The sequence below is a fragment of the Rhizobium hidalgonense genome (genome assembly GCF_002914525.1).
Classification (GTDB): Bacteria; Pseudomonadota; Alphaproteobacteria; order Rhizobiales; family Rhizobiaceae; genus Rhizobium; species Rhizobium hidalgonense.
The window spans coordinates 15,273-30,803 of record NZ_LODW01000068.1 but is presented as its reverse complement, the minus strand read 5'-3'; the positions used below and the strand labels follow the sequence as shown (position 1 = coordinate 30,803).

Genomic DNA, 15,531 nt, shown 5'->3' with positions numbered 1-15,531 from the left:
GAATAAAATATGCGCAGTCTGAACCTAAAAACCCAGCGTGCGGCTCTCTTCGCGGCCGAAGCCGCGGATTTCGAGGCGGTCGGTATATACTTCGACAATGGCGAAGGCGTTTTCTTTCTCGGTGTCGACCACGCCCTTGAAATTGACGAAGTGGCAAGTGCCGGCCCGGCCGTAATTGCCGACGTGGTCGTGGCCATTGAGATAGGCGACGACGTTGGGCTGCTCGGCGAGCAGGGCGACAATGCGCTCGCTGTCCCACATGCCGTGCTGGCCGGGCGGATGCACCGGATAATGGTTCATGACGATGACCTTTTCGCCGGCCGCGGCAGCGTTGGCGATTTCATCGCCGAGCCAGGCGAACTGCGCGTCGCTCAATGCGGCGTTCCAGCGATGGGCATTCGCCGCACCTTTGGCCTGCAGCGCCGCCAGCATCTCAGCGGCAAGGTCGCGATGCGGATGGCCTTCGGGCGGCGCGAAGGTGCTGACCTCGTTGCCGTCGAGCACGATGAAGCGCCAGCCGTGGCGGGAGAAGCTGTAATAGGGCGACGGCATGCCAAGACGGGCGGCGACTTCGGAGAGATGGCCTGACGAGACTGAGAAATCGTGATTGCCGAGCAGGAAAAGCGCTTCGTGCCTGAGCTTTTCGTAGACCGGCAGGATATCGTCGAAGCTTGCGAAACTCCGGTCGATGACATCGCCGAGCGTCATGACGAAGCTTAGCTCCCAGCCGTTGAAGACCGCGATCGCCTCGGCGAGTTTGGCGAGGCTTTTAGCATAATAGCGGTCCATCGCCGCATGCGGGGGGATTGCCGCATATTGCGGGTCGGCGATGATGCCGAAGCGGAACAGGGGAAGAGCGGAAGGGGACATGGTGGGTGATTAGGAGTGGCCGGTGACAGCAATGTGACGGCTTCCCGTCAAAACGAAACACCCGGCGTTTGGGGCGCCGGGTGCGGATCTGCAAGCAGCCAGTATAGCTTACTTCGTGGCTTCTTCGTAGCGCTCCAGGACATAGTCCCAGTTGATCAGGCTATCGACGAAGGCCTCGAGATACTTCGGGCGGGCGTTGCGATAGTCGATGTAATAGGAATGCTCCCAGACGTCGACGCCGAGGATCGGGGTGGCGCCGTGGACGAGCGGGTTTTCGCCGTTCGGGGTCTTGGAGATTTCGAGCTTGCCGTTTTTGACGGAAACCCAGGCCCAGCCGGAGCCGAACTGGGTGGCGCCGGCATTGGCGAAGTCGGCTTTGAACTTGTCGTAGCCGCCGAGATCGGAGGCGAAGGCCGCTTCGAGCTTGCCCGGCAGCTTGTTGCCGCCGCCGCCCTTCTTCATCCACTTCCAGAAATGGATATGGTTGTAGTGCTGGGCAGCGTTGTTGAAGAGGCCGGCATTGGTGCCGAACGACTTCTTCACGACGTCTTCGAGCGAGAGGTCCGAGAGACCGGCTTCAGCGGCGAGCTTGTTGCCGTTGTCAACATAGGCCTTATGGTGCTTGTCGTGGTGAAACTCCAGCGTTTCCTTCGACATGAAGGGAGCAAGCGCTTCGTAATCATAGGGAAGTTCAGGCAATTCGAAAGCCATGTCAGATCTCCTCTTGGCAATAGATTGCGTCTCGGCAGGTGAGGCGGAACATAGGAGGGGAAAGGGGGAGAGGCAACCGGCGAAATATCAAAAAACGACCGGCCGGAGGAAAATTTGCCTCAGTTGCCGGGCTGAAGTTGCGCGTGGAAATCGCCTGGTCAAATCCCTGGGATGCGGCCGCGAAAACCGCTTCGCCTGTGATAGAGCTCAACGGAGACCCGATATGAACAGGAATATAATCCCGCTTCTGGCCATCGCCGCGCTTCCCTTCTTTTCAACTGCGGCCTATGCCTCCTCCGATGAAGCCTGGAAGGAGCTGGCAGCCGATGTCGAGGCCAAGTGCAAGAAGGCGGCGGTGGCAATCGAGGCGCCTGCCGCCACAGTCGATCCCTTCGGCTCCGCCCATTACGCGCTCGCCCTGGTGACGGGCAGGCCGAAGGGCGCAAAGGGGCTCGTCGCCCAGATCTGCGTCTACGACAAGCAGAAGAAATCCGTCGAAATCGGCAGCGAGCTCGACGCCAAAAACCTCGGGCTCATGCCGGCGAAATAGGCTGCCGCAGCATTGCCCTCCCAAGGGTCGCGAGTGAAATATGTGCCTTGCGTCACATTTCGCGGGGAACCGGAGCCTACCCTTAGGAGTTGAAAGGCTGGGCCTTAAAGAGGTTCCGTTTATTAGGGCGCAGAACCGCTCACATCTGTTGTTTTGTGCAATTCCTGGAAAACCGTTTTTTAATTTTCCCGGCATTGCTCTGGGGAGGTGCCGGCATGTCAGAGCTTCGCAGCAGGGCGGAAGATCAGCAGAAAATCTATCAGCGTTGGGCGCCGGTCTATGACCGCGTCTATCGCGGCATCCTGCGCGATGGCCACCGCAAGCTTGCCGCACTCGCCGCCGCGGCCGGGCCTGATATTCTCGAAATCGGTGTCGGCACCGGCCTGACGCTCGGGCATTACCCGCGACACTGCCGGGTGACCGGCATCGACATTTCCGAACACATGATCGCCCGGGCGCGCGACAAGGTGCGGCGCGAAAAGTTGCAGCATATCAGCGCGCTAGAGGTGATGGATGCGCATGCCCTCGCCTTTGCCGACCGGTCTTTCGATGCGGTCAGCCTGCCCTTCGTCATCACGTTGATCCCCGAACCCGAGCGGGCGCTGGACGAATGCGCCCGGGTGCTCAGGCCGGGCGGCGAGATCATCCTCGCCAGCAAACTCGGCGACGGCGCCGGTCTGCAGGGCGCGATCGAGACGGCGGTGGCGCCGCTGGTGCGTCACATCGGCTGGTCCTCCGCCTTTCGCATCCACCGCATCCTCGCCTGGGCCGAGCGTCGCGGCGATTTTGACGCTGCCGAGATCCTGCCGGTCTTTCCGAACGGCTTTTTCAAGATCGTCCGGCTGAAGCAGCGCGGATTTGTCGGCTGAGAGGACTGGCCGCCTGACATAAGATTTTTTCCCGCGTCGACTGTTCTGATGCTACCGTTCGTCTGAGGGGACCCGCATGACATCGGATTTCTTCTTATTCATCGTCGTTGGCTTTTGCGCGCAGATCGTCGACGGTGCGCTCGGCATGGCCTTCGGCGTGCTGTCGACCACGAGCCTTCTCGCCTTCGGCGTGCCGGCGGCCAATGCCAGCGCCATGACCCATGTGACGGAAATGTTCACGACCGCCGCATCGGGGATCTCGCATGCCTATCATCGCAATGTCGATTGGCGGCTGGTGGCGCGGCTGGCACCGGCCGGCATGATCGGTGGGGCGATCGGCGCCTATCTGCTGGCCAATACCGACGGCAAGGTGATTGCACCCTTCGTGTCGGCATATCTGATCGCCATTGGCCTGCTGATCCTCTACAAAGCCTTTCGGCCGCCGGCCAAGCGCGAGGTGCGCGACTGGGCCGTGCCGCCCGTCGGCTTTTGCGGCGGTATGCTCGATGCGATCGGCGGCGGCGGATGGGGGCCGGTCGTCACCAGCACGCTCGTCGGCCGCGGGCACGACCTAAAACGGGTAATCGGCTCGACCAACTTCACCGAATTCGCCGTGACGCTGACGATTTCGCTGACTTTCATCCTGACGCTCGGCTGGTCGGAGCTCAATTCGGCGATCGGCCTGATCATCGGCGGCGTCATCGCCGCCCCGTTCGGCGCGATCCTCGTCAAACGGCTGCCGGTGCGGCCGCTGATGGTGGCGGTGTCGATGGTCATCATCGCCACGTCGGCAATGCGGCTCCTGTAAAAGCGGCCGATCGCCGCCAGCCGAGTTACAGCGTCCGGCCGAAATAGACCTCGACGGAGGCGATCCTATCGCCGCGGAAGCGCAGGCTCTCCATATTGGCGAAGCTTTCGCCGTCCAGTTTTTCAGCGCGGTAGCGGACAGCCGCCTCGTCGCCGTCGACCGCCAGGAATTCGATGTGGATGGCGCGGAAGAGCGGCTGCTCCGGCCAGCAGCGCTCGAAATAAGTTGCCCGGTCGATATGGTCGTCGCGCGGACTGGAGAACGTGAAATCCTCGGTCAGCATGGTAACGACTTTATCCTTGCGGTCGTCGAGATAGGCGGCGTAGAGATCGCGGACGGTCTGTTGCCTCGTGCGCATATCGTTCATGGCAATATCCTCCGATCAACCGATTGCATCACGCAATCAGTATGTCTAGCACTTTTACCTGAAATGATCCAGTTTCGGCGCAATTGCGCCTTCCTGATCGACGCCGAGGCAAGGAATGACCGATACGCAATTCAACGCTGCGAGCGTTAGCGCAGGCTCGATCTACTGGAAGCGCAACCTCGCCATCTCGCTGATCGGCTCCTTCACGACGATCGTGGCAATGACGCTGCTGCTGCCCTTCCTGCCGCTTTATGTCGAGGAACTCGGCGTGGCCGACCATGCGGCGATCGTGCAATGGTCTGGTATTGCCTATGGCGCCACTTTCCTGGCCGCCGCCCTCGTCGCGCCGCTCTGGGGGCGGCTCGGCGATATCTATGGCCGCAAGCTGATGCTGGTGCGCGCCAGCCTCGGCATGACGGTGGCGATCTCGCTGATGGGCATGGCCGGCAATGTCTGGCAGCTGGTGGCGCTGCGCCTCTTCGTCGGGCTTGCCGGCGGTTATTCCTCCGGCTCGATGGTGCTGGTGGCGACGCAGACGCCGAAAGACCGCTCGGCCTGGGCGCTCGGCGTGCTCTCCTCCGGCATCATGGCCGGCAATCTCGTCGGGCCGCTCATCGGTGGGGCGCTGCCGCCGATCATCGGCATCCGCGGCACCTTTCTCGCCGCCGGGGCCCTGATCTTCCTCGCCTTTCTCGCCACCGCCTTTCTGATCAAGGAGGAGAAATCGCCGGCCCGCAAACAGGCGGCCAAGGCAAGCGGCGGCTGGAAATCCATCGCCGACAAGCGGCCTGTGATCGCCATGCTGGCGACCGGCATGCTCTTGATGTTCGCCAACATGTCGATCGAGCCGATCATTACCGTTTATGTCGCGCAGATCGTCGCCGTCGAAACGCAAGTGACGATGATCTCGGGCATCGTCATGTCGGCGGCCGCCCTCGGCAGCATTCTTTCGGCGTCGTGGCTCGGCAAACTCGCCGACCGGATCGGCCACTGGCCGGTGATCGCAGGCGCGCTCGCCGTCGCCGGGTTGCTTTTGATTCCGCAGGCCTTCGTCACCAGTTCCTGGCAGCTGATCGTCCTGCGTTTCCTGATGGGCGCAGCCCTCGGCGGGCTGCTGCCCTGCATCGCCGCGGTCATCCGCCACAGCGTTCCGGACAGTGCGGCCGGCAGCATTCTCGGTCTTTCTATCTCCTCGCAATATGTCGGCCAGGTGGCCGGCCCGATCCTCGGCGGCTTCGTCGGCGGACATATCGGCATGCGGGCGGTTTTCCTCGGCACCTCGGTGCTGCTTGTCGTGGGTGCCGTCTATGCCTGGATGGTGCGTCCGCGGGATCAGCAGACGTCTGAGCTGGCCTTAGGACCGTCCACAGATCAGCTCGACGCCTGATCGGGCGATCGCCTCGAGCGTCTCGCGGCTGTCGCCGGCGCGGGCGCGCACGGCAAGCGAATGCATGACGGCGGAGGCGAGCCTTGCCAGCATCTGCGGGTCGGCGCTGTCAGGAAGCTCGCCGCGTTCGACGGCAAGGCGCATGCGTTTTTCGATCTCGCCATCGAAATCGGTGAGGCTGCGGCCGAGCACTTCGCGGACGCGCTCATGCTGGATCGCCTCGGCGGTGGCCGTGCCGATCAGGAAACAGCCGCGGGCGGCGGTTTCGCCGTGCAGATAGATTGCCAGCGCCCCGGCATAGACGCGGGCGATATTGTCGCGAAGCGGCAGCGACGGGTCGAGCGCCTCCGTCAGCACGCCCATGCCATCCTGCCGATAGCCTTCCAGTGCATCGAGATAGAGAGCTTCCTTGTCGCCGAAAGCGCCGTAAAGGCTCGGCCGGTTGAGGTTGGTCGCCGCACTCAGATTATCGAGCGACGCGGCAGAGAATCCCTTGTCCCAGAAGACATCCCGCGCCTTGCCGAGTGCTGCCTTGGCGTCAAAACCCCTCGGGCGGCCGCGCTTCTTCTCGTCTTTCATATTTTATACCGTTTCGCATTAAATTCTTGACGGAGATTATTTTATGCGAAACAGTACAGATATTCAACACTGTCGGCGGTTGGCATCGGCCGCCCTCATGAGGAGAGGAGACCACAATGAAACTCTATATGCACGCCGCCGCCTGCTCGCTTTCGCCGCACATCATCTGCCGGGAGCTGGGGCTCGATATCGAACTCGTCCAGGTCGACCGGCAGACCCATAGGACCAGCGACGGCGAGGATTATCTCAGCATCAACGGCAACGGTTATGTGCCGGCCCTGATGCTCGACGACGGCAAGGTGCTGACCGAGGGACCGGCGATCGTGCAATTCCTCGCCGAAGGCTCGGCGCTGCTGCCCGAACTCGGTGATCTCAGCCGCAGCGAGGTGCAATCCTATCTCAATTTCATCACCGCCGAGCTGCACAAGCCAATGGTGCTGCTGTTCAACCCGGCCTATTCCGGCGTGCATGGGGAGATCCGCGCGCTGATCTCCAAACGGCTCGCCTGGCTGAACGGCCGTCTCGCCGGAGCTTATCTCACCGGCGAGGCCTTTACGGTGGCGGATGCCTATCTCTTCGTCTGCCTGAACTGGTCGCCCTGGACCGACATCGACCTCAAGCAATGGCCTGATCTGCACGGTTTCATGGCGCGGGTGGCGGCACGCCCGAAGGTGCGTGAAGCACTGCAGGCCGAAGACCTCGAGGCCTTCGATGCCGACGGCGTCTATTTCGCGCCACAGGCCTATCTCGCCTCGGCCGGGCGGACAGGCGAGCCGGTCCGGCCGTAGAGTCGGCGCTCTCAGAGAGCGTTGACGGCGACCGGCAGAGCGCGCTTGTGGGCGGTTGCGCGATAGGCGGCAAGGATCCGGCGGCGGGCGATTTCGCCGACCGGCTTGCCTTCGAGGAAATCGTCGATCTCGTCATAGGTGACGCCATAGGCTTCCTCGTCGGGACGCAGCGGCCGCTGGTCCTCGAGATCGGCAGTCGGCACCTTGAACACCAGCTCATCCGGCGCACCGAGCCGCTTTGCCAGCAGGCGGACGCGGCGTTTGTTGAGACCGGCGAGCGGCAGGATATCGGCGGCGCCATCGCCGAATTTGGTGAAGAAGCCCATCACCGCCTCGGCTGCATGATCGGTGCCGATCACCAGGCCGCCGAGCGCGCCAGCGAGCGCAAACTGGGCGATCATGCGCTGGCGGGCCTTGATGTTGCCGAGGATGAAATCCTGCCGGCCGGCATCGGCAAAGGCGAGGCCGCCGGTTTGAGCCGCCGCCAGCATCCCATCCGCCGCCGCCTTGATGTTGACCACTATTGTGCGATCGGCACCGATCGTTTCAAGCGCCCTCGCCGCATCGGCCTCATCAGCCTGGACGCCATAGGGAAGCCGCACGGCAATGAATTCCGCCGCATGACCGCTGTGCCGCAGCTCGCGCACCGCCTTCTGGGCAATCAGCGCCGCCGTCAGCGAATCGACACCGCCGCTGATGCCGAGCACATAGCCACGCATGCCCGACGCCACGAGATAGTCCTTGAGGAATTCGGTCCGCCGCTCGATCTCATGCTCGGGATCGATCTCGGCGGCAACGCCCAGTTCGCGGATGATCTCGCCTTGTTCGTCGGACAGCACAGTCACAGGTGGTTTCCTCGGTGTGGTGGAGTTGGGCGCACTATGGCGGAAAGATAGGGGAAGGGTAAAGCGTGTGTCACCCCTCTACCTTGCGATCGTAAACAACTCCACCGGCTCCGCGAATCCCTTCAACCGATGCACCCCGGCGGAGACGGCGTCCCCTGCCCCGGCCTCTTCGCAAAACGGCGCCGACATCAGCAAGGGCTCGCCCAACTCGCTGCAAGCGGTCTGGATGCGGCTGACGAGGTTGACGTCGCGGCCGATCAGGGTGAAGTCGAGGCGGCGGCCGGAGCCGATATTGCCGTAGCTGACATCGCCATAATGGAGCGCGATGCCGGCCTTCACGCCGATTCCCTCATAGTGGAAATGATCGATCTCATCGAGGATGGCGCGGGCCGACGCCAGCGCGGCGCCGCAGGAGTGGGCGGCGTCGTAACCCGGGAAGAAGGCAAGCACCGCATCGCCCATGAACTTCAAGAGTTCGCCGCCCTCGCGGGTGATCGCCGGGACGATCCTGTCGAAATAGGCGTTGAGCAGGCCAAGCACGGTGCTGCCGGGCAGCCGGTTCGACAATTCGGTGAAGCCTCTGAGATCGCAGAGCAGCAGCGCCGCCTGCATCGATTCGATTTCGTCGCGGCGGATGCGGCCGGCCAGAATCCGGCTTGCCGTCAGCGGGCCGATATAGGTATCGAGCAGGCTGAGCTCGACCTGGCGCAGAATGCGCAGCTCGCTGGTGTTGCGCAGCGCCGGCAGGATGCGCTCGATCAGCTGCTGCTCGGCTGCGGTGAAGCCGCCCGGCCGCCTGGTGGCGAAGACCGCGGCGCTGACCGGACCGTCGGCATTGCAGAGCGGCGCGATGACGAGCTGCATCAGGCCGCGGTCGGCAAAGACATCGATATGCTGCCAGCGGCCATGGGCGCTTTCACCGATGCCGACGACCAGCGGCTCGCGGGTTTCCATCACCTTGCGCAGCGGCGTGTTTGATATGGCGACGCGGGCGCCATGTTCACGGTCGTGGATCTCCACCGGCTCGCCCGGCGCCCAGGCGATGGTGCGGCCGATGAGCTCGGGATGCAGCGTCATCAGATGCAGCGTCAACCGGTCGACCGGCAGGCCGAACGCCTGAAGTCTGCGGCCGAGGCCGGAGACGAGGCCTGCCTCGTCGAGCGCGTGGCATTCGTCACCGGAGAGCCATTCGATCACGGAGAGCAACGCGCCGGGGCTGACGGCATTGCCGGCGGCCTTTGGCTGAAACCGATCGGCATCTGGAACATGGATCGCAGTCGTCATGGCTATCTCCTCCTTCAGACGAACTAATGGGCGCCGCCACCGGAGAGCTGACCGGGCTTTTTGAGAAGCAGGCTTGCCAGCAGGGCAACGACAAGAGCGACGCCGAGCAGGAAGAAGGTGTCGCTGAAGGCCATGATATTGGCCTGTTTGCGGATTTTGAACGCGATGGCGACGACGGCCTTGTGGCCGGCGAGCGCCTGATCGCTGACGCCGTGGCTCATGAAATAGCCGGTCAGTCTGGCAATGCGATCGCGGGTGGCTTCCTCGAATACCGAGACCGAATGGGTCAGGATGTTCGAGTGGAACTGTTCGCGTTTCGACAGGAAGGTCTGCAGCGAAGCGATGCCGACCGCGCCGCCGAGATTGCGCATCATGTTGAAGAGCGCGGAGGCCGAACCGGCATTCTCCTGCTCGATGCCTGCGGTGGCGATCGCCGAGAGCGGGGTGAAGACCAGCGCCTGGCCGATGGCGCGGACGATGTTCGGCCAGAACAGCTGATCGCTGGCATAATCGCCGGTCATATGGACATTCATGAAATTCGAGGCGGCAAAAAGCGCAAAGCCGACAACGATCAGCAGCCGGACGTCGAAACGTTTCATCAGCCGCGGCACCAGCGGGATCAGCAGCAGCTGCGGAATGCCGGTCCATGCCAGGACCATGCCGATCTGCTCGGAATTATAGCCCTGGATACGAGTGAGATAGATCGGCAGCACGAAGACAGAGCCGTAGAGCGCAATGCCGAGCAGGAAGTTGGCGACGATGCCGAAACCGAAGTTACGCCGCAACAGCAGGCGCAGGTTCAACAGCGGATGGGCGGCCTTCAGCTCGATGACGATGAACAGCGTCAGCGAGACGGCAGCGATAACAGACAGGCGAAGGATGAAATCGGAGCCGAACCAGTCTTCCTTGTTGCCCTCTTCCAGCACCGTCTGCAGCGCTGCCAGGCCGATCGCCATGGTGACGATACCAGGCCAATCGCCCTTGGCAAGCAGCTTCAGGTTCATCGGCGCCCGGTCGAGCGAAGCAAAGAGCAGGCCGACCATCAGCGCGCCCGGCACCAGGTTGACGTAGAAGATATATTCCCATCCCCAGTTCTCGGTGAGGTAACCGCCGATCGTCGGGCCGATCGCCGGTGCGAAGGTGGCCGACAGGGCAAAAAGGGCAAGGCCGATCGGCTGCTTGGGCTTGGGCAGCAGCGTGATGATGATGGTGAAGGCCATCGGGATCAGCACGCCGCCGGAAAAACCCTGAATGGCGCGCAGGATGATCATCTGCTGCAGATTGGCGGCGAAGGCGCAGGCGACGGAGAAGATCAGAAAGAGGATGGCATTGACGAGCAGATAATTGCGGAGCGAGAAGACCCGCGCCAGCCAGGCGCTGAGCGGAATGACGACGATCTCGGCGATCAGATAGGAAGTCGAAATCCAACCGCCATCATCGCTGCCGGCGCCGATGGCGCCCTGAATATCGGCAAGCGAGGCGTTGACGATCTGGATGTTGAGGACCGCCATGAAGGCACCAAGGGTCGAGCCGACGACGGCCATCCACGTGCGGACCGGGCTAATGGCAGCGGCCGTCACGGGCGCCGCAGTGACGGGGCGCGCCAGCGAATTGTTGTTTGCGGCGTTCTGAAGAGTGGCCATGGCTGATCTCTTTCCGCCTATGCGGAAACCTTCTCATGACGGGGTTCGGGCGATCATTCAGGAATGATCGATGGTCGTTCGGAAAAGGGCGGAAGAACGCTATCCGGCGTGGCGGGATGATCCCTCGGCTATTGCCGCCTCGGTCCGGGCAGCCTTGGTATCGATTTCTGGCTCGACCGACATGCCGGAGCGCAACAGGCCGCTCAGAACCTCGTCGTCGATGACGATCTTGACCGGGATGCGCTGGACGATCTTGGTGAAGTTGCCGGTGGCATTATCCGGCGGCAGCAGCGAGAATTCGAGGCCGCTGGCCGGCGAAACACTGTCGACATGACCTCTGATCGCGGTGTCGGGAAAGCTGTCGATCTTGATCTCGACCGGTTGGCCGGGGCGGACATGGGTTAGCTGGGTTTCCTTGAAATTGGCGACGACATAGACGGCATGCAGCGGCACGACGGCCATCAGCTGCGTGCCTGATGTGACATACTGGCCGACGCGGATCGAACGGGCGCCGACCGTGCCGTCGACCGCGGCGACGATGTCAGTATAGGAGAGGTTGAGTTCGGCCTGCTGGACGGCGGCGGCCGAGCGGTCGCGCTGGGCAACCGTCTGTTCGCGCTGGCTTTGAAGAACCGGCACCTTATTCTCGGCCGCCACGAGGGCTGCCCGGTCACGCTCGACGGCGGCGGCGGCCTGGTCGCGAGCCGACTGGGTCTGTTCGGCACGGGATTGCGTGCCGGCACCGCTGGTGATGAGCCGGGCCGAGCGGGCAGCATCGGAAACGGCAAAATCCAGCGAGGCCTGCGAGGCATCGATCGTCGCCCTCGCCTGCTCGATCACCGACTGCTGCAGGGCGATCTGGGCATCGATATTGGTGATGGCGGCTTCCGCTGCCTTGAGATCGGCCTTCGCCTGCGCAAGGGCTGCCTGGAAATCGCGGTCGTCGATGCGGGCGAGAACCTGGCCCGATTTGACCGTGTCATTGTCGTTGACCAGCACCTGCCTGATGTAGCCGGCGACCTTCGGGGCGACCGTGGTGTAATCCGCCTTCACATAGGCATCGTCGGTGGATTCGATGAAGCGACCCACCGTCCAGTAGCGGTAGCCGAAATCGGCAGAGAAGGCGACGCCGGCAAGCAGTGCGGTGGCAATGACGGCGCGCTTGAACATTCTACGGCCGGTCCCCGCCGGAATTTCCGTAGCCGGAGCCTCGACGACGGGCGCTTCTGCCACCGCGGCGCTCGGCGCTTCGGCCGCAGGGGCGGCATCGGCCTGCCGGGCAGTGTCGAAAACGTCCTTGCGGGGCAACTCAACCATCGTGCTTCTCCTTCAATGCCGGCCCGTTTCAGAGGCCCTGTTTGATTGAAGGGAAAATGCACCCTGCCGTTCATTCTGATAATCTGCTTATATCGGGAAGGATCATCAACTCTCAGCGGATAATCCGAGGGCAATATGGATCGACTGACAAGCCTTGCCGTCTTTGGCAAGGTGGTGGAATGCGGCGGTTTTTCCGCCGCCGCGCGACGGCTCAACATGTCCGTGACCATGGTGGGCAATCACGTGCAATCGCTGGAGGATCGGCTCGGCGTGCGCCTCCTCAACCGCACGACGCGCAAGGTGAGCCTGACGGAAACCGGCAAATATTATTACGAACGCTCCTCGCAGATCCTTGCCGAACTCGATGAGGCGGACCGGACGGCCGGCGCGCTGAGCACCACGCCGCGCGGCACGCTGAAGGTCTATACCAGCAGCGCCATCGTGCGTTTCCTGCTGCCAGTCGTCAGCGAATATATGGAACTCTACCCGTCGATCTCGCTCGATTTCAGCATCGGCGAACGGATGGTCGACATGATCGAGGACGGCTACGATCTGGTGATCCGCACCGTGCCGCCGCCGGATTCGTCGCTCGTCGCCCGCAAGCTGACACCCTGGCGCCATGTGCTCGTCTGCTCGCCTGCCTATTTCGAAAGTCATCCGATGCCGCAAAGACCGGCCGAGGTCGCCGATCACAATTGCCTGCAATATGCCTATTACCCCTATGGCGAGGAATGGCGCTTCGAGGACAGCGAAGGCCGGCAGGAAAACGTCAAGATCGGCGGCAACGTCATCTCCAACAGCGCCGAGATGCTGCGCTTCCTGACGCTGAATGGCCAGGGCATCTTCCTGGCCCCGAGTTTCGTGGTGTTCGACGACATCGCCGAAGGACGGCTGGTGAAAATCATGCCGGACTACCGGCCAATCGAATTCAACATCAACGCCGTCTATCCCAACCGCAGCCATCTGGCGACCAAGGTGCGGCTGTTCATCGATCTCCTGGCGGAGAGATTTGCGGAGCATCGGAAGTGGATGACGTGAGGGTGCGGACATCGGGACTATAGACTGCCCTCACAGCAAGAAAATTGCCCCTCACCCGGGGAGAGGGACGCGCCCTGCGAGACGTGGTGGAAACGGAGAGCTTGCGGCACGGTCCCTTCGCCCCGTTTACGGCGAGAAGGTGGCGGCAGCCGGATGAGGGGCGGATGCAGACTTGGATTTTGCTAGATGGCCCCACCCCGGCCCTGCGCTTGCGCTCCGGGCGTTCGTCGCTGCAATCGATTCACTGGATCGATTGCTTCGGCGCGCCGAACCGCTCCTCACCCTCACTCCTCGCTCTCGCTTCTCCCGTGGGCCCAGTCCATGTAGAGGTCCAGGGCCTTGCGGGTGACCGGGCCCTCCTGGAGGTTGCGGTCGTCGAGGCGGACGACGCCGACGACTTTGGAGTAGTTGCCGGTGGTGAAGATTTCGTCGGCTGCAAGAAAATCCTCGACGGAAAGCGTGGCTTCGACGACGTCGAAACCGGCCTTGCGCAAGAGGTCCATGACGCGGGCGCGGGTGATGCCGGCAAGGAAGGTGCGGTTGGCGGCCGGCGTCATCACCACGCCATCGCGCACCAGGAAGACGTTGGACGAGGCGGTTTCGACGACATTGCCGTTGAGATCGCGCACCAGCGCATTGTCGAAGCCGCGGCTGCGCGCCTCGGCGATCATGCGGCCGCTGTTGGGATAGAGCGAGCCGGTCTTGGCTTCGGTCATCGCGGTTTCCGGCGACGGGCGTCGATAGGGCGAGACCGTCAGGCTGGTGCCGCCATGACCGCCCATCGGCGCCTCGAACAGGCAGAGCGCGAAGCGGGTCGATTCCGCATCGACCGAAACGACGCTGCCGGGCGAACCATGTTCGCCCCAATACATCGGCTTGATGTAGATCGGCGTGGCGCCGTTGAATTTGGTAATGCCTTCCCAGGCGAGTGCGGCGATTTCCTCGGCTGATTTCACCGGCTTCAGACCCATGGCGAGGGCGGAGCGGTTGACGCGCTGGCAATGCAGGTCGAGATCGGGCGCGATGCCGTCGAACCAGCGGGCGCCGTCAAAGACCGTGGAGCCGAGCCACATGGCATGCGAGGTCGGCCCGATCAGCGGCGGATTGCCGGGGAGCCACTCCCCGTCGACATGAGTCCAGGTGGTTGAACGCGGTGATGTATCGACGGCCATGCTGCCCTCCCTTTGAAGTTGAGAAAGCAAAAACCGCCGCGGCAGGCGGGGTCAAGGACAAATCCGGGCGGGAAATGCGGAAGCAAGAAAATGCCGGGGGATGGCGCCGCGCCGCAATATTCGTGCGCGGCACCAGGGGTCCCGGCGATGGGTGCATCAGCAAAAATGATGCAATGACATGTTGGAATGGCGGCCCGCCGCATGCGATCATGGACGCAAACGCGAATAAGGGAGAACGCCTGTGAAAGCCATGTTCTACGAAGCCTTCGAACAGGCGCCGGAGATCCGCACCCTGCCCGATCCGACGCCCTCCGAGGACGGTGTCGTCATCTCTGTCGGCGCCAGCGGGCTCTGCCGCAGCGACTGGCACGGCTGGATGGGCCACGATCCCGATATCCGCCTGCCGCATGTGCCGGGACACGAGCTTGCCGGAAAGATCGTCGCCACCGGCCGCGGCGTGATGCGCTTCAAGGTGGGCGACCGGGTGACGGTGCCGTTCGTTTCCGGCTGCGGCCATTGCGCGGAATGCCATTCCGGCAACCAGCAGGTCTGCCCGAACCAGTTCCAGCCGGGCTTTACCCATTGGGGATCCTTCGCCGAATATGTGGCGATCGACTATGCCGAAACCAACCTGGTGCACCTGCCGGATACGATCGACGATGCAACGGCGGCAAGCCTCGGCTGCCGCTTCGCCACCTCGTTCCGCGCCGTCGCCGACCAGGCGCGCACCGGACCCGGCGAATGGATCGCCGTGCATGGCTGCGGCGGCGTCGGCCTGTCGGCGATCATGATCGCCACCGCCCTCGGCGCCAATGCAATCGGCATCGACATATCCGAGGAAAAACTCGCCTTCGCCCGGGAATGCGGGGCGGTGGCGACGGTCAATGCGTCAGGCGTCGCCGACGTGGCGGAAGCAGTGCGCGAGATCACCAAGGGCGGCGCGCATGTCTCGATCGACGCGCTCGGCCACCCCGTCACTTGTTTCAACTCGATCAAGAATTTGCGCCGGCGCGGCCGGCATGTGCAAGTCGGGCTGATGCTCGGGGAACATGCCACGCCGCAAATCCCGATGGGCCAGGTGATCGGCCACGAACTTGAGATCTACGGCAGCCACGGCATGCAGGCCTGGCGCTACGACGCCATGCTGTCGATGCTTGCCGCCGGCAAGATCGCCCCGCAAAAACTGATCGGACGCCGCGTCAGCCTCGAGGAGGCCGTGCCGGCGCTGATGGCACTCGACAAGGCGGAGGCGACGGGGATCAGTGTGATTACGCGGTTTTCGTGAGGGAAGTGTCGTAGTAAT

16 protein-coding genes are annotated in these 15,531 nt (G+C 63.0%); 7 read left to right on the top strand and 9 right to left on the bottom strand.

The window, feature by feature from the left end; genetic code table 11:
• Nucleotides 1-24 precede the first annotated feature (24 nt).
• Together ATY29_RS21950 and ATY29_RS21945 are read right to left on the bottom strand one after the other, a co-directional pair.
• Entirely contained in the window at nucleotides 25-870 is an 846-nt protein-coding gene (locus ATY29_RS21950; RefSeq protein ID WP_097537323.1) for a metallophosphoesterase, read from the bottom strand.
• Between the two features lie 108 nt (nucleotides 871-978).
• On the bottom strand, nucleotides 979-1,581 hold the full coding sequence (locus ATY29_RS21945; protein ID WP_003569477.1) for a superoxide dismutase: 603 nt from the start codon (nucleotides 1,579-1,581) through the stop codon (nucleotides 979-981).
• Between the two features lie 223 nt (nucleotides 1,582-1,804).
• On the opposite strand from ATY29_RS21945, the gene ATY29_RS21940 reads away from it, so the two are divergent.
• From ATY29_RS21940 to ATY29_RS21930, 3 genes are all read left to right on the top strand, one after another.
• Nucleotides 1,805-2,131: a hypothetical protein gene (locus tag ATY29_RS21940; RefSeq protein WP_003569479.1), complete on the top strand. Its 327-nt coding sequence runs from the start codon at nucleotides 1,805-1,807 to the stop codon at nucleotides 2,129-2,131.
• Nucleotides 2,132-2,346: 215 nt separating this feature from the next.
• Nucleotides 2,347-3,000, top strand: coding sequence for a class I SAM-dependent methyltransferase (locus tag ATY29_RS21935; RefSeq protein WP_003569481.1), 654 nt, complete (start codon nucleotides 2,347-2,349; stop codon nucleotides 2,998-3,000).
• A gap of 76 nt (nucleotides 3,001-3,076) precedes the next feature.
• The gene (locus ATY29_RS21930) at nucleotides 3,077-3,808 is read left to right on the top strand and encodes a sulfite exporter TauE/SafE family protein (protein ID WP_097537322.1); all 732 of its coding nucleotides are present in this window, start codon (nucleotides 3,077-3,079) and stop codon (nucleotides 3,806-3,808) included.
• Nucleotides 3,809-3,833: 25 nt separating this feature from the next.
• Here ATY29_RS21930 and ATY29_RS21925 read toward each other — a convergent pair whose 3' ends face one another.
• Entirely contained in the window at nucleotides 3,834-4,175 is a 342-nt protein-coding gene (locus tag ATY29_RS21925) for a nuclear transport factor 2 family protein (RefSeq protein ID WP_003569484.1), read from the bottom strand.
• A gap of 115 nt (nucleotides 4,176-4,290) precedes the next feature.
• Between ATY29_RS21925 and ATY29_RS21920 the strand changes: the two genes are divergently transcribed.
• On the top strand, nucleotides 4,291-5,562 hold the full coding sequence (locus ATY29_RS21920; protein ID WP_097537321.1) for a multidrug efflux MFS transporter: 1,272 nt from the start codon (nucleotides 4,291-4,293) through the stop codon (nucleotides 5,560-5,562).
• Here the strand turns inward: ATY29_RS21920 and ATY29_RS21915 are convergent.
• Nucleotides 5,530-6,141, bottom strand: coding sequence for a TetR/AcrR family transcriptional regulator (locus ATY29_RS21915; protein ID WP_025415664.1), 612 nt, complete (start codon nucleotides 6,139-6,141; stop codon nucleotides 5,530-5,532). The genes ATY29_RS21920 and ATY29_RS21915 overlap by 33 nt on opposite strands.
• 116 nt (nucleotides 6,142-6,257) lie before the next feature.
• Here ATY29_RS21915 and ATY29_RS21910 point away from each other — a divergent pair, with 116 nt between their 5' ends.
• Entirely contained in the window at nucleotides 6,258-6,929 is a 672-nt protein-coding gene (locus ATY29_RS21910) for a glutathione S-transferase N-terminal domain-containing protein (protein WP_097537320.1), read from the top strand.
• An 11-nt stretch (nucleotides 6,930-6,940) separates the two neighbouring features.
• Here ATY29_RS21910 and nadE read toward each other — a convergent pair whose 3' ends face one another.
• From nadE to ATY29_RS21890, 4 genes are all read right to left on the bottom strand, one after another.
• Nucleotides 6,941-7,774, bottom strand: coding sequence for an NAD(+) synthase (gene nadE, locus ATY29_RS21905; RefSeq protein WP_003569488.1), 834 nt, complete (start codon nucleotides 7,772-7,774; stop codon nucleotides 6,941-6,943).
• Between the two features lie 78 nt (nucleotides 7,775-7,852).
• On the bottom strand, nucleotides 7,853-9,058 hold the full coding sequence (locus ATY29_RS21900) for an adenylate/guanylate cyclase domain-containing protein (RefSeq protein ID WP_003569489.1): 1,206 nt from the start codon (nucleotides 9,056-9,058) through the stop codon (nucleotides 7,853-7,855).
• 23 nt (nucleotides 9,059-9,081) lie between these two features.
• Nucleotides 9,082-10,701, bottom strand: coding sequence for an MDR family MFS transporter (locus tag ATY29_RS21895; protein ID WP_097537319.1), 1,620 nt, complete (start codon nucleotides 10,699-10,701; stop codon nucleotides 9,082-9,084).
• 99 nt (nucleotides 10,702-10,800) lie between these two features.
• Nucleotides 10,801-12,018 carry an HlyD family secretion protein gene (locus ATY29_RS21890; protein WP_097537318.1) on the bottom strand — a complete coding sequence of 406 codons (1,218 nt, stop codon included), beginning with the start codon at nucleotides 12,016-12,018 and terminating at the stop codon, nucleotides 10,801-10,803.
• 135 nt (nucleotides 12,019-12,153) lie between these two features.
• Here ATY29_RS21890 and ATY29_RS21885 point away from each other — a divergent pair, with 135 nt between their 5' ends.
• Nucleotides 12,154-13,056, top strand: a complete 903-nt coding sequence (locus ATY29_RS21885; RefSeq protein WP_003569492.1) for a LysR family transcriptional regulator — start codon at nucleotides 12,154-12,156, stop codon at nucleotides 13,054-13,056.
• 284 nt (nucleotides 13,057-13,340) lie between these two features.
• Here the strand turns inward: ATY29_RS21885 and ATY29_RS21880 are convergent, their stop codons facing one another.
• Entirely contained in the window at nucleotides 13,341-14,228 is an 888-nt protein-coding gene (locus ATY29_RS21880; protein WP_097537317.1) for a branched-chain amino acid aminotransferase, read from the bottom strand.
• 241 nt (nucleotides 14,229-14,469) lie between these two features.
• Here ATY29_RS21880 and ATY29_RS21875 point away from each other — a divergent pair, with 241 nt between their 5' ends.
• Nucleotides 14,470-15,513, top strand: a complete 1,044-nt coding sequence (locus ATY29_RS21875) for a zinc-dependent alcohol dehydrogenase family protein (protein ID WP_003569495.1) — start codon at nucleotides 14,470-14,472, stop codon at nucleotides 15,511-15,513.
• Nucleotides 15,514-15,531: the final 18 nt, after the last annotated feature.

What these genes read in the sequence shown, in the direction of transcription:
- ATY29_RS21935 (WP_003569481.1), top strand. Translation starts at nt 2,347, where the DNA reads ATGTCAGAGCTTCGCAGCAGGGCGGAAGATCAGCAGAAAATCTATCAG.
- ATY29_RS21945 (WP_003569477.1), bottom strand. Translation starts at nt 1,581, where the DNA reads ATGGCTTTCGAATTGCCTGAACTTCCCTATGATTACGAAGCGCTTGCT.
- ATY29_RS21930 (WP_097537322.1), top strand. Translation starts at nt 3,077, where the DNA reads ATGACATCGGATTTCTTCTTATTCATCGTCGTTGGCTTTTGCGCGCAG.
- ATY29_RS21900 (WP_003569489.1), bottom strand. Translation starts at nt 9,058, where the DNA reads ATGACGACTGCGATCCATGTTCCAGATGCCGATCGGTTTCAGCCAAAG.
- ATY29_RS21890 (WP_097537318.1), bottom strand. Translation starts at nt 12,018, where the DNA reads ATGGTTGAGTTGCCCCGCAAGGACGTTTTCGACACTGCCCGGCAGGCC.
- ATY29_RS21950 (WP_097537323.1), bottom strand. Translation starts at nt 870, where the DNA reads ATGTCCCCTTCCGCTCTTCCCCTGTTCCGCTTCGGCATCATCGCCGAC.
- ATY29_RS21910 (WP_097537320.1), top strand. Translation starts at nt 6,258, where the DNA reads ATGAAACTCTATATGCACGCCGCCGCCTGCTCGCTTTCGCCGCACATC.
- ATY29_RS21885 (WP_003569492.1), top strand. Translation starts at nt 12,154, where the DNA reads ATGGATCGACTGACAAGCCTTGCCGTCTTTGGCAAGGTGGTGGAATGC.
- ATY29_RS21920 (WP_097537321.1), top strand. Translation starts at nt 4,291, where the DNA reads ATGACCGATACGCAATTCAACGCTGCGAGCGTTAGCGCAGGCTCGATC.
- ATY29_RS21915 (WP_025415664.1), bottom strand. Translation starts at nt 6,141, where the DNA reads ATGAAAGACGAGAAGAAGCGCGGCCGCCCGAGGGGTTTTGACGCCAAG.
- ATY29_RS21940 (WP_003569479.1), top strand. Translation starts at nt 1,805, where the DNA reads ATGAACAGGAATATAATCCCGCTTCTGGCCATCGCCGCGCTTCCCTTC.
- ATY29_RS21880 (WP_097537317.1), bottom strand. Translation starts at nt 14,228, where the DNA reads ATGGCCGTCGATACATCACCGCGTTCAACCACCTGGACTCATGTCGAC.
- ATY29_RS21895 (WP_097537319.1), bottom strand. Translation starts at nt 10,701, where the DNA reads ATGGCCACTCTTCAGAACGCCGCAAACAACAATTCGCTGGCGCGCCCC.
- ATY29_RS21925 (WP_003569484.1), bottom strand. Translation starts at nt 4,175, where the DNA reads ATGAACGATATGCGCACGAGGCAACAGACCGTCCGCGATCTCTACGCC.